11 protein-coding genes are annotated in these 12,704 nt (G+C 59.1%); 4 read left to right on the top strand and 7 right to left on the bottom strand.

What is annotated here, in order from left to right; genetic code table 11:
- Positions 1-9 precede the first annotated feature (9 nt).
- Both alaC and OHL23_RS05915 read right to left on the bottom strand, forming a co-directional pair.
- Positions 10-1,194 carry an alanine transaminase gene (gene alaC / locus OHL23_RS05920; RefSeq protein ID WP_263350855.1) on the bottom strand — a complete coding sequence of 395 codons (1,185 nt, stop codon included), beginning with the start codon at positions 1,192-1,194 and terminating at the stop codon, positions 10-12.
- 59 nt (positions 1,195-1,253) lie between these two features.
- Positions 1,254-2,009 carry a hypothetical protein gene (locus OHL23_RS05915; protein ID WP_263350853.1) on the bottom strand — a complete coding sequence of 252 codons (756 nt, stop codon included), beginning with the start codon at positions 2,007-2,009 and terminating at the stop codon, positions 1,254-1,256.
- 332 nt (positions 2,010-2,341) lie between these two features.
- Between OHL23_RS05915 and OHL23_RS05910 the strand changes: the two genes are divergently transcribed.
- The 3 genes from OHL23_RS05910 (at position 2,342) to OHL23_RS05900 (ending at position 6,355) form a co-directional block, all read left to right on the top strand.
- On the top strand, positions 2,342-3,232 hold the full coding sequence (locus OHL23_RS05910; protein WP_263350852.1) for a hypothetical protein: 891 nt from the start codon (positions 2,342-2,344) through the stop codon (positions 3,230-3,232).
- Positions 3,229-3,936, top strand: a complete 708-nt coding sequence (locus OHL23_RS05905) for a class I SAM-dependent methyltransferase (protein ID WP_263350851.1) — start codon at positions 3,229-3,231, stop codon at positions 3,934-3,936. Before OHL23_RS05910 ends, OHL23_RS05905 begins: the two co-directional genes overlap by 4 nt.
- A 166-nt stretch (positions 3,937-4,102) precedes the next feature.
- On the top strand, positions 4,103-6,355 hold the full coding sequence (locus OHL23_RS05900) for a xanthine dehydrogenase family protein molybdopterin-binding subunit (protein ID WP_263350850.1): 2,253 nt from the start codon (positions 4,103-4,105) through the stop codon (positions 6,353-6,355).
- Between the two features lie 116 nt (positions 6,356-6,471).
- Here the strand turns inward: OHL23_RS05900 and OHL23_RS05895 are convergent, their stop codons facing one another.
- Positions 6,472-7,770 (bottom strand): NAD(P)-binding domain-containing protein, encoded by a 1,299-nt coding sequence (locus OHL23_RS05895; RefSeq protein WP_263350849.1) that lies wholly within the window; start codon positions 7,768-7,770, stop codon positions 6,472-6,474.
- Between the two features lie 142 nt (positions 7,771-7,912).
- Positions 7,913-8,317: a group III truncated hemoglobin gene (locus OHL23_RS05890; protein WP_263350848.1), complete on the bottom strand. Its 405-nt coding sequence runs from the start codon at positions 8,315-8,317 to the stop codon at positions 7,913-7,915.
- 209 nt (positions 8,318-8,526) lie between these two features.
- Between OHL23_RS05890 and OHL23_RS05885 the strand changes: the two genes are divergently transcribed.
- Positions 8,527-8,961: a DUF1761 domain-containing protein gene (locus OHL23_RS05885; protein ID WP_263350847.1), complete on the top strand. Its 435-nt coding sequence runs from the start codon at positions 8,527-8,529 to the stop codon at positions 8,959-8,961.
- Between the two features lie 21 nt (positions 8,962-8,982).
- On the opposite strand, the gene OHL23_RS05880 is transcribed toward OHL23_RS05885, so the two are convergent.
- The 3 genes from OHL23_RS05880 to OHL23_RS05870 form a co-directional block, all read right to left on the bottom strand.
- Positions 8,983-9,627 carry a YbhB/YbcL family Raf kinase inhibitor-like protein gene (locus tag OHL23_RS05880; protein WP_263350846.1) on the bottom strand — a complete coding sequence of 215 codons (645 nt, stop codon included), beginning with the start codon at positions 9,625-9,627 and terminating at the stop codon, positions 8,983-8,985.
- Between the two features lie 150 nt (positions 9,628-9,777).
- Positions 9,778-11,553, bottom strand: coding sequence for a tetratricopeptide repeat protein (locus tag OHL23_RS05875; protein WP_263350845.1), 1,776 nt, complete (start codon positions 11,551-11,553; stop codon positions 9,778-9,780).
- A 4-nt stretch (positions 11,554-11,557) separates the two neighbouring features.
- Positions 11,558-12,616 (bottom strand): tetratricopeptide repeat protein, encoded by a 1,059-nt coding sequence (locus OHL23_RS05870; protein ID WP_263350844.1) that lies wholly within the window; start codon positions 12,614-12,616, stop codon positions 11,558-11,560.
- Positions 12,617-12,704 lie beyond the last annotated feature (88 nt).

Genomic DNA, 12,704 nt, shown 5'->3' with positions numbered 1-12,704 from the left:
GACGTAAACTCAGGCGAAGACCTTCCCGGCCAACATCATCTTGATGCCCCGCAGCGCCTGCCGTGTACGCTCCTCGTTCTCGATCAGCGAAAAACGCACATGCCCGTCGCCGTAGTCGCCAAAGCCAATCCCGGGACTCACTGCAACCTTGGCATCCGTCAAAAGTTGCTTACTGAACTCCAGCGACCCCAGCGCTCGAAACTGCTCAGGAATCCGCGCCCAGACGAACATCGTTGCCTTAGGTAGCGCCACCGCCCAGCCAGCCCGATTCAGACCCTCCACCAGCACGTCGCGCCGTTTGCGATAGATCCCGCAAATCTCCGCGACGCAGCCCTGTGGACCCTCCAGCGCCAGAATCGAAGCCACCTGAATCGGGGTAAATGTCCCGTAGTCGAAGTAGCTCTTCAGCCGCCCAAGCGCAGCAACCAGTTTCGGATTGCCCACCATGAAGCCCACGCGCCATCCCGGCATGTTGTAGCTCTTCGAAAGCGTAAAGAACTCGACAGCAACATCCTTCGCGCCCGGAACCTGCATCACAGACGGCGGCTTGTAGCCGTCAAAGGCAATATCCGCATAGGCCAAGTCGTGAATCAGGTAAAAACCAAACTCCCGCGCGAGATCCACCAGGCGAGCCAGAAAGGGCAACTCCACGCACTCGGTCGTCGGATTGGAAGGGAAGTTCACAATCAGCGCCTTGGGGCGCGGCATCATGCGCGGAATCAGATTCTCCAGCTCCGCCAGAAACTGATCCTGATTGTGTACCGGCACGCTGACCACGTGAGCACCTGCGATCGCCGGCCCGTAGATGTGAATCGGATAACTTGGGTTCGGCACCACAACCGTGTCGTTCGAGTCCAAAATCGCCAGGCAAAGATGCGAGATGCCCTCTTTTGACCCGATGGTCACAATGGCCTCTGACACCGGGTCCAGATCGACGTCGTAGCGCGTCTTATACCAGTTCGCAATCGCCTTGCGCAGACGCGGCAGCCCCTTCGATACCGAGTAACGATGCGTCACCGGCTTCTGCGCCGCCTCGATCATCTTGTCCACAATGTGCTTCGGCGTCGCCCCGTCGGGATTCCCCATCCCGAAGTCGATAATGTCCTCGCCACGCCGCCGCGCCGCGACTTTCATCTCCCCGGTGATGTTGAAAACATAGGGAGGCAGACGCCTGATTCGAGTGAATTCTTCCATCCGACTATCGTATCCGACCCATGCCTCTCAACTGAGGCCAGAACCACAGATGCCAGCCCTTAGAAGACCTGCACCTTTCCCACTTTCCCATTCACGAACTTCACCACCCAGCGGTGCCCGTCCTTCAGGTAGTACCAAGTCTCGTGCAGGCTATCATCCGTCGAATCATCTACTTTTTTCTGGTCCGGCTCGCCAAAGCTTATCAACACCATCTGGTAGCTCATCCCGACGACCACATCCCTGGACCGTATCGCCTCCTGAAACTGCGGCGCAACGTCTTTCGGAATCACCACCCCGATTATCTTGCTCGTATCCAACACACGGCCCAGCAGCGGCAAAAATGTATCGGCCTGGACATCCGCATCGGTCAGGTCGCGCCCGTAACGGAAGTTGATCCGCGAACCTCCAGCCCGCTTGTATCCAGCCCCCTTTTTCGCGGCATTCTTGCTCGCGCCGTGGCCTTCGCCGCCGCCGCCCAGGTGAATCTCAATTCGGTCGCTATCGATCTTCGCATCGGTGATCGTCACCCACTCGTCGCGTTCGACACCAACGCCCTTATCTTTCAGATACTTCGAAAGATCCTTCAGATCGATGCCGCGCTCGTCGAGACGCTTGTCCACCTTGTGGTCCACATACAGGTCCAGACCGTCCTTGTAGGCCGGCATATCCAGGAGCGCCTTCACATCCTTACCCAGAAGGTTCTTCTCGAAATCAGACTGCGCCTTCTTGGAAACTCCGGCGGACGCGATGGTGGGGCCGAGCAGAAACACCGTAAAACAGGCAAGACACGCCGCAAAATGGATCAAGCGCTTCATCGTCCATCCTCTTCTCTTGAAATGCAAACAACCTAAACCCATTTGGCGAATGACCACCTTCTTCCCACAGATATCATGCAGGAACGATCCCCGCATGTCTGTCTCGTCTCGATCCAAATCGCTGTGTGAGTTTACCGACCTAGTATATGGACTTACCGCGATTCCGGATGAGTATTTTCGGTTAAGCCAGCCAGTAAATTCATGAAACCAATATTGCATACCGGCAAATCCGTGTGTTGTCGTGAGAGAGTTGCTGCGATTTCACTCAATCTCAAGGCGCGATCTGGCTTCGCCGCCCATTACAAAGAACCACGCCGCCGTAAAATCAAGCTGTGGCCACCACCTCCACGCTCCGGCCCCGTATTGGCCCCCGACGCGCAGCGAGGTCGCGTGCCAGGTTCGATATCCGGAAAATCCCGGCCTCTCTTCATCTCTGGCACCTGACGAGTCTCGACGCCCCGACCGTCGCTGTCGTATGGACACTGGCCTTCGCATGGGCGGCCCATCTGCGCCTGCCGATCTGGCTTCCGGTGGTGATTGCTCTCGCCGCGTGGTCGGCCTACATCGGAGACCGTCTGCTTGACGCGCGCAATGCTCGCACTCCTCTCCGCGCACGGCATCTCTTCCATTGGGAGCACCGCCGCATCTTCCTTCCAATCGCCGTGGCCGCTGCGCTTATCGGTCTGGCGCTGGTCCTGCACTCCATGCCTTCCTCAGCGCGTGGGCGCAATTCCTTCCTGGCTGCCGCCGCGCTCGTCTATTTCACCTCTGTTCACAGCCCATGGCGCGTTGCGCGGCCGAAACTTGGCCTTCGCCTTCCGAAAGAGTTCCTTGTCGGCGTTATTTTCACGCTCGCCTGCGCAACCCCCACCTGGGCTCGCATTCCAGGCCATCGACTCAGTCTCTATGCGCCCATCGTGATATTCATCGCCCTGGCCTGGCTCAACTGCCACGCAATCGAAGCCTGGGAATCCGACACCGCAGTACAACGTGCGCCCATCGTGCGCCTGGCGGCAATATTGGCGGTCAGCGCCGCGCTCATCGCTATCGTCGCGGCTAGCCTGCACGATCCGCGTTCTGCGGCGCTGCTCGCAGCGGCAACCTTGAGCGCAGCGATGCTGGCTATGCTGGATCGTTATCGGCTCGCCCTTGCACCCGTCACCCTTCGCGCAGCCGCCGACCTCGTTCTGCTCGTCCCCGCAGCGCTGCTCGCGATTCGATGAACGCGGCGAGGAATGCACCCCCTGACTTCAGTCGTCTTGCCCGCCTCTATCGCTGGCTGGAATATCTCAGCTTTGGCCCATTCCTCTGGCGCTGCCGTACCCACTTTCTGCCGCAAATCACCAATTGCCGTCACGCGCTCATCCTCGGCGACGGAGACGGCCGCTTTACCGCCCGTCTTCTCCGCATTAATCTCCAAATCCGGGTCACAGCCGTCGATGCCAGTCCGCGGATGATTGCGTCTCTCCAAAATGCCGCTTTGCCCCACCGCAACCGGCTCACCACCGAAGTTGCCGATCTGCGAATCTGGTCGCCAGCAACCGCCGAACAGGCCGAACAATACGACCTGATCGTGACGCACTTTTTCCTCGACTGCCTCAGCACTGGCGAGATTGCCGCCCTCGCGAGGCGACTGACGCCGTTTCTTGCCCCAAGCGCCCTCTGGCTCATCTCCGAATTCGCCATCCCGCAATCCCGCTTCGGCCGCGCCATCGCCTCGCCGCTCATATCCTTTCTTTATCGCTCCTTCCGGCTGCTCACCAATCTCCGCCAGCAGGCCCTTCCCGAGCACCACCGCGCTCTCGGCGCTTCCGGATGGATTCTTCATGACGACCAATCACACCTCAAAGGCCTTCTGGTCAGCGAACTCTGGGGCTCAAGCCCGGGCGGTGAATCCCACCCCCTATTCGATCCGTCTATTCACTAGCGCCGCTCGCGAATGGCGCATTAGGAATAACGGGAAGGGGCCAGCGAGCACACGTATTTTTGCTCCGGTCCAAAGAGATTGCGATTGAGCTACAGTATTTCTCTGCGCGGCTTTCGAAGTCCACTGCAGCCGATCCAGCCAATATACAGTCCGAGGAGACAGGAAATTGCCTGATTCAACCCCCTACACCCCATCTACAGTCATCGGCGCTGACCTCCCGCGTATTGACGGCCCTCTCAAGACCACTGGCCAGGCCCAGTACGCTGCCGATTACCACTTCCCCGGCATGGTCCACGGGGTCGCCGTCTCTAGCACCGTAGCTGCCGGCACAATCCACGCCATCGACACCTCCCGCGCCGAAAAGATGCCGGGCGTTGTGAACATCCTTCACCACGGAAACATTGGGCCATTATTCCGGATGGCTCCGGGCGGTCACGGCGGACGCACCAGCGAAGCCCGGCCACCCTTTGAAGATCTGGAAGTCCGCTACTGGGGCCAATACGTCGCCCTCGTCCTCGCCGAAACCTACGAGCAGGCATTGGCCGCGTCCGCAGCCGTCGTCGTGAAATACGAATCAGCTCCGATCAACGTCTCCACAAAACTCGACGATCCCCAGACCGGAGAACTGCCGCTGCATACCGAATCGAAGCGCGGCGATGTCGACGCAGCCTTCGCCTCGGCTCCGGTCAAAGTCGACCAGACGTACATTACCCCCGCCGAGACGCACAATCCGATGGAGATGCACGCCACGGTGGCCGTCTGGGATGATCCGAATTTCACCCTTTACGAGACCTCGCAGGGCGTGGTCAATCACCAGCACGTGATGGCAGAGACCCTCGGCGTTCCGCGCGAAAACGTCCGGGTCATCACCCGCTTTCTCGGCTCCGGCTTCGGCGGCAAACTCTTTCCCTGGCCGCAAAGCGCTCTGGCCGCGGCGGCAGCCCGCCAGCTCAATCGCCCGGTTAAACTCTCCGTCAATCGCAAGCAGATGTTCACCAGCGTGGGCCATCGCCCCCAGACGCAGCAGCGCGTCAAGATCGGCGCAACCGCCGATGGCAAGCTCGTCAGCCTGCACCATGACTACCGCAACCACACCAACTTTGGCGACGACATCCGCGAAAACTGCGGTGAAGCCACTCCGTTCATTTATTCAACGCCCAATCTCCTCGTCACCTCCGCGCTCGTCCGGCGCAATGTCGGCACCCCGACGCCAATGCGCGGTCCCGGCGCGGTTCCAGGGCTCTATGCGGTTGAGTCCGCCATGGACGAACTCGCCGTCGCCCTCAAAATGGACCCCGTCGAGCTGCGCCTCAAGAACGACACCCTCACCGACGAGAGCCAGAACAAGCCATTCTCCTCGCGCCATTACAAGGAGTGCCTGCAAGTCGGCGCGGAGAAGTTCGGCTGGGCGAAGCGAACTCCAGAGATCGGTTCGATGCGAGATGGAGACATAATCCTCGGCTGGGGCGTCGCCGGCGCATCCTGGGGAGCTGGCCGCGGCGCTTGCCAGACTAGCGTTCAACTCCTCAACGACGGCACCGCTCGCGTCTCCTGCGGAACCCAGGACGTCGGCACCGGCACCTACACCGTCTTTGCCCAGGTGGTCAGCGACCGCACCGGCATCCCCGTCGACCGTATCCGCGTCGTCCTCGGAGACAGCTCGCTGCTTCCCGGCCCAACCTCAGGCGGATCGACCGCGACAGCCACCGTTCTGCCCGCCATCGCCGAAGCCACCGACAACGCGACAAAAGCCGCCGTCACCACTGCGATCAGCGCTGCAAAATCGCCATTTCACGGCAAGCCCGCCGACTCGCTGGCATTTTCCGAAGGCAAAGTCCACATCAAAACTCAACCAGCATCTTCAGGCGTTCCCTACGAACAGTTGCTCAAGATGGCTAATGTGGAAGCAGCCAGCGGTGAGGGTAACTCCGGTCCGCTTGGCTCCAATCCCAAGGCCCGGGAGTATTCCACCCACTCCTTCGGCGCGCAATTTGTCGAAGTCGAATGGGACCCAGGCATCGCACGCCTGCGTGTCAGCCGCGTCGTATCGGTGATCGACGGCGGCCGCATGATCAACCGCAAGACCGCCGCCAACCAGATCCTCGGAGCCGTCGTCATGGGCGTCGGCATGGGCATGCTCGAAGAGACCATCTATGACCATCGCAACGGCCTGCCCGTTAACTCCAACTTCGCCGACTACATGGTCGCGACCCACGCCGATTCACCCGACATCGACGTTCACTTCCTCGACTTCCCAGACCCGATCCTTGGCGAATACGGCGCTCGAGGCATTGGCGAAATCGGCCTGGCGGGCATTGCGCCAGCCATGACAGCCGCGGTCTACCACGCCACCGGAGTCAGGGTGCGGGAACTCCCCATCCGTATCGAGGACCTGCTCACTTCCACGATCCAGACTTAGAAGATCCAGCGCAAGGAAAGAGCCAGAAAAGAAAAAGGCCGGCAAAGATAGGGTTTATCCCGTCTCTGTCGGCCTTTTTCTACCCCAATGCAACCGTGCTGAATCTGGAAAAGCTGCTACCCGGCGTGCTCCCTCTGCAAAACCGCTTCGGACTCTTGCTGAACGCTGCGGCTTGGCTCATTGCTGTGCTGGGGAATATTGGCGTGTTCAACCACCCGCACAGAGCGCCGTCGTTCCATTTGTCCCAGGTGCCGTGAAAGCCTTTTGGCAGTAAATCGCGCTCCACAGGCGAAACGGCACATCGGCCCGAAATTGTAGGCCGACGCAAGACCGGTCATATAAAGCCCCTCGACGGAGGATTGAAAGTTCGAGTCCATATCCGCCATCGAACGGGCTGTGCGCACCTTCGCCGAGAGCTTTTCATCGAGAAACTTCAATGAGCTCAGGAACGGCTGAAATCCTGTCCCCGCGATCACATGATCGACAAATATCTCCTGCGTCGCTCCGGACGGATCCAGATACTTCACTCGCACCTTCGAGCCGGCCTCGCTAACCTCCTGCAAATGACACTCCAGATTTGCCTTCACATGACCTTCGAAGCCGTCGCGCGAGAACCAGCCCGGCGCCGGACCCAGGTGCCTCGTCACAACGCGATGACGCAGGCTTTCCGGCATCGCATGGAAGACCAGTGGCAGATCGACAGCGATTTTGGATCTCCAGCCTACCCCGATTACAGAGCGAGGGTTGCGAATTCGATCCATGATCGGCCGGTAATCAGGCGATCTGTTGTGAAAATTGATCTTGCTTGCCCGCGCCATCAGTTCCGTCTGAGCGCCATCTTCGTTCAACGCGACCGCCGCATTCACGGCCGAAGCTCCAGCGCCAATGACCAGCACGTGCTTGCCACGATACTCGTCAAACGGCCCATGATGAAACGTATGGCTGACAGCTTCCGGAGAAAATCCGGAAAGTACCTTGGGAAAGTAAGGAAAGTGGCTGATTCCGACCGCCAGCACAACCCGGCGTGCCTGGAACCGCTCGCCCTCAGCCGTCTCCAGCTCAAAACCGCCTGGAATCTGGCTTACCCTCACAATCATCGTCTCTTCGAGATTTGGCGCATATCGCCGCTGAAACTCTCTGCCGTACTGCACAAAAGTCGCGCGTTTTACCGGCAGCCCCACGGGGGCATACTCAATCCCCTGCTCCTTGCAATATTCCTCCAGCCGATAGCCGGCGCCCGGAGCATATAAATCCGAAGCGAAGCCATCGGACTTCAGGAACATGCGCAAAGGCATATGCCGGTCCCATGCCTCCATGCATGGCCCAAAGATCCTGTACTCCACTCCGAGAGGATTCAAATGAGCGGCGAGGGACAGGGCATAGGGCCCGGAGCCCACGATGGCGACAGAGATCATAGAGGTTCCTCTACCCCACTATAGCGAGTATTTGGATAGAAATTCGCTCAGGAAATACAACCATGGAGGGATTCTTCCTACCAGGCAAAGAGGAGTGACTCCAGTCACAAACCCGTTTCAAGCCGTTCGGCGGAGGAAATAGTCAGACAGGCATGACCCCAAGTCCGCTACGATGCGACGCAATTACCCTCTGAAATGTCTCCGCAATGCGCTGTGATTTGCCAACAAAAAGCTCCGCGTGGGCGGGCGTCAGAACCTCGTTTGCCGTCTCGGCAAAAAGCTCCAGCCAACGCTCAAAATGACGGGGCTCAGGCAACAGCTTCAAATGGATCTCCATCGGATTCCCCTTGAAGCTCCGCGTCCCAAGAATGACCGTAGCCCAGAACTCCTTGAGCAGCGCCAGATGCGCAGGCCAATCCTCCACCTCGCGATTGAAAATCGGGCCAATAAGCGGATCAAGCTGAACCCATCCATAGAACGTGTCTACAAGAACGCTGATTTCTTCGGTTGTAACCTGCAGCGTCGAATCTGTCGAAACTAACTCCATCCCCGCGGAACCTCACTGCAATCAGGATGCATCCCGATGCAAGACGGCGCAAATACCTCGATCCCGAAAATTAGCGCGATTCCCTTGACATATCCATCTCGCCTGCCTGAGAGTCATTCACACGTTCCCCAAAACCACCTGTTCGACCTGTAACTCTCAATACCGAGAGCCGGGTACTCGATGCTATTGGAATTTCTGCGGAGATAACCATGGATTCGGCTGTTCAATCCTTCCACCACCTTCACCACGTCAACCACTGGGCCATCCTGGTATCGGCTGTCATTCAGTGGCTTATCGGCGCGATCTGGTACTCGCCCCTGCTCTTCGCCAAGCCATGGATGGCCATGGTCAACCCGCCATCCGGTCCCGATAAACAAAAGGCCATGATGGCCGGTATGATTCTGTCTTTCGTCGGCAGCCTGGTCCTCTCGTTTATCTTGTTTCACTCCATCGCATGGTCCGGCGCAGCTACCTATGGGAAAGGCGCACTGGTCGGCTTCATCGAATGGGCAGGCTTCATCGCCGCGCCCAACATTGCGCAGGGCGTCTACGAGGGCCGCCCATTCAAGCTCTTCGCGATCAATACCGGTTATTGGCTCGTAGCCATGCTGATCACCGGCGGGCTATTGGCCGTATGGCAATAGCCCGTCTCGGTCACAACTCATTTAGTTCTGAGGAGTAGACGAATAGTATCCCGTCAGACTCGCCTTCCCCAGGATTGCTCCCTCAACGCCAGCCTTGATGAGAGCGTGATAGAGCGTCTCGCCATTCGGAGGAAAGTTCGCCGAGCTGGGCAGCGTCAGTTCCTTGCTCAATGCGTAGACAGTGAAGACATACTGGTGCTGCTCCGGGGCAACCCCAGCCGGAGGACAAGGGCCGTCATATTCTTCGCCAAGGGCAAAGTCGTTCTCGATCTGCGGACCATAACCGCTTCCCGCCACTCCTGCTCCGGCCGGCAACTGCGTTACGCCCGCGCGGATGTTATACATGCCCCAGTGCGTAAAGGCAGCCGTGACGTCATAGAGAACGACAACATAGCTCTGCGTTCCTCTCGGAGCATTCGTCCACGCTAAGTCAGGCGATAAGTCACCGCCAGCAGCTCCATTCGCCGAACAGGTATTGACCCCATTCACCTGATTATTCAGAATCGTCGATATAGGCAGTTCGGCGTTCCTGGCGAAAGTCGAACTCGTCAGTTGAAACTCGCCATAACCCGCGCTGTCCTGCGCGATCGAGTTTCCAGCTAAGACTCCAAGAACGATAGCCGTGCCGGCGATCATCCCCATGCGCTTCTTCAGCGTTGCATGCATCTCATCTACCTCGTTTTGGTGGAGTTTCCACGCTAAGTAAGAACTCTTCGGGCAGACTAGTCAAGTTAAATGAATGTCGCAACACAAATTTCCTGAAATGTAGCTCTTCTATTTATACGAGGGGTGGCAATCCTAACTCCGGACAATAGTTTACTGCTTTTGATTTCCCAACGCCTCAGCCTTTTGCCGCTCCGCCGCAGCATCTTGCGCGCGCCCTTGCCGCGCATACGCGACGGCGAGTTGGACATGCGCCTCGGCGTATCCGGGATCGGCTGCAATCGCATCCTGATACTGACTCACAGCGTCGGCTATCTCGCCCCGCTGCAACAACTGATTCCCGGCATTGGTGCTTAACGTCGCACGCTGCCTGTTCACCGCAGTTCTGCTCAACCCAGCGGCCAGCTTCCGTTCGTCCGCAGCCTCTTGCCGCCTGCCTTCTTCGGCGAGTACAGCGGCCAGCGTAATATGCGGACCGGGCTGGTTCGGCAACAGGGCAATCGCCTGTTTCAGCGCTGTCTCCGCCTCCTCGCGTCTCTCCAATTGCTTGAGAACACTGCCCAGAATCGCCCACCCGTCGCCGTTCCCCGGACGCAGCGCAAGAGCCGTCTTAAGCTGTGTGGCCGCATCCGCAAGCCTTCCCATCTGCATATACAAAATCCCCAGCGTGTAAGGCGGATCGGGGAGCGTCGCATCCAGACTTGCAGACTTGGACAATTCCCGAACCGCGTCCTCCATCCGGTCCTTCAGCTTGTACGCGAGTCCGAGGTCGTAATGCAGTTGCGGATTGGCCGCATCCAGCTCCTTTGCCTGCTCAAACTGCGCGATCGCCTCATCGAAATGCGATTGCTGCAACTCCGCCACACCCAAATCCTCATGCACCACCGGGTCATTCGGGGTCTCGGCCAGCGCCCGCCGCAAAAACGGCACGCCATCCTTCGCCTTGCCCGTTTCCGTCAACGCCAGCCCCAGATTGGTCAGAGCCTCGGCATTGTGCGGCTCATTTTCCACGGCTTTTTCAAAAAGCGGAATCGACTCCTGCTGCTGACCCAGCCTCTGTTTGGCCATCGCCAATTCAAGCGCCCCGCCCCGCAGTTCAGGATTCAGCTTTAACGCCCGATCCAGATGCGGCACGGCTTCGTCATCCTTACCGGCGGCGGCCAGCCCGCGTCCCAGTTGGAACTGCGCAAGCGCGTTTTCGGGAGCAAGCTCGGCAGCTTTGCCCAACTCTGAGAGCGCCTCCGGATACCGCTTCTGCTCCACGAGCACCACCCCCAGATGCATGTGCGGCGCAACTGATCCGGCTCCAGCTCTGGCACCCTCCGGTGTCAGCCGCAGCGCATCCCGAAAAGCGGACTCCGCCTCGTCCCAACGCTTCTCCTGCGCCAGCAGCGATCCGAGCTCGTCCCGTAACGCGACCTGCTGCGCAATTGAGGCGTCGACGCCCTGAGCGTCTGGTACCGCATCCCGTAAAACTCCGATTGCAGACCGAAACTGCGCCTCCGCCTCGTCCAGCTTGCCCGCAGAAGCGCGGCTGCGGCCAACGGCTTCATGGGCTGCGGCAAGATTGGCCTCCGTCGCCCCGTCTGCGGGCTTCAGCTTCAGCACGATCTCAAACTCAGGAATTGCTTCTTCCGGCCGTCCAAGTTGCGAAAGAATCGCCCCCAGCGCCAGATGCGCTTCCGGAATCTGCGGAGCAAGCCGCACCGCGTCGGCAAAACTCTGCCGTGCCTCGTCCAGCTTGCCCGCCTGCATCGCCGCATACCCGGCCCGAAACGCCGCATCGGCCTCTTGCAACGCGAGAAATGCAGCGTCCTGTGGCTTTGTCTCTGGAGGCTTCGTGTCCTGGGCAACCGCAAAAGCCGCCTTCATCTCCGCAGGGCCTGCAACACAAAGCATGAGCACGATCCGGCAAATCAGAGTGCGCATGCCGTTACCTCGCCTGCGCCGGCTTGGGATCGTTCTTATGCTGAATCTCGACCGCCAGCTTATATTCGCGATTCGCATCCGCCATCTGCCCCAGCGCGCGATAGGCCTGTCCCAGCACGTTGTGCGTTATATAGTTGCCTGGATCCATCGAGGCAGCGCGATCCAGATAATGCAGCGCCTGGATCGGCTCTCCCAGCTTGATCAGCGCCTCACCAAGCAAAATGTAGGGCCCGGTCGCATTGGGCTCCAGCAGCACGGCCTTGTTCAACGCCTGCCGCGCCTCTTCATATTGGCCATTCCGCACATAAGCATCGCCAAGCCTGTCATACATCGCTCCATCCAGCGGATTTAGCTTCTGCTCGGCTTCCAGCTCTCTCACTGCAAGCGGCAGATCCGCCTTAGCCAGCGCAATCTCTCCGAGCAACTGGTGCGCCTGCGGCAGCGCAGAATTCAGCTCCACTGCCTTGTGCGCAAAGACCGCCGCCTCGTCGGCAAACTCCCTCCGCAGAAACAAACGCGCCGCCACCAGATAGGCCTCGGCCGAATCTGGCGCAAAGCCAAACTGCGCCGCAAAGGCCCTCCGAGCATCGTCATACCGTTTTGTGTCGGTGTAGCACAGGCCCAGTACGTACTTAGGGTCGGCATTCGCTCCACTAACAGTCGATTCCGCTTTTTCCAGCAGCGGAATCGCCTCAACCGGCCGGCCCAGCCTGTAAAGTGTAATGCCCAGCATCTCTTTCGATTCGCGGTCTTGAGCATCCTGAGCGGCTGCCTTGCGAAAAGCCGCTTCAGCCTCCGGCAACAGCTCCTTCTGATACAGAATGATCCCGCGCAACCGCTCGACGCCGGGCTCTTCCGGTTCAGCCTTGGCCAGTTCATTCAACTCTGCCAAAGCCTGATCCAGATGCCCCTTGGCCGCCAGCGCCTTCGCATCGGCGAGCGAGACTGCCGGAGCCGTCTCAGCATTCGCCGCAGAAGCCTGATTCGCCTGCGTACCTTGCGCATGGCTAGCCGATGCACTGAGCAATATCCACAACAGGATTGCCCCGTCGAATCCCTTCATCCAATCACCCAAACCAGTCTACCCCTGCCATTGCTTCTACAAAAGGAAAGTGGGGAGCCGAAGCTCCCCACTCGGTTGTATTACCCGA

Origin of the sequence: Acidicapsa acidisoli (genome assembly GCF_025685625.1) — a bacterium.
GTDB classification, from domain to species: domain Bacteria; phylum Acidobacteriota; class Terriglobia; order Terriglobales; family Acidobacteriaceae; genus Acidicapsa; species Acidicapsa acidisoli.
This window is presented reverse-complemented; position numbering and strand designations above follow the sequence as displayed.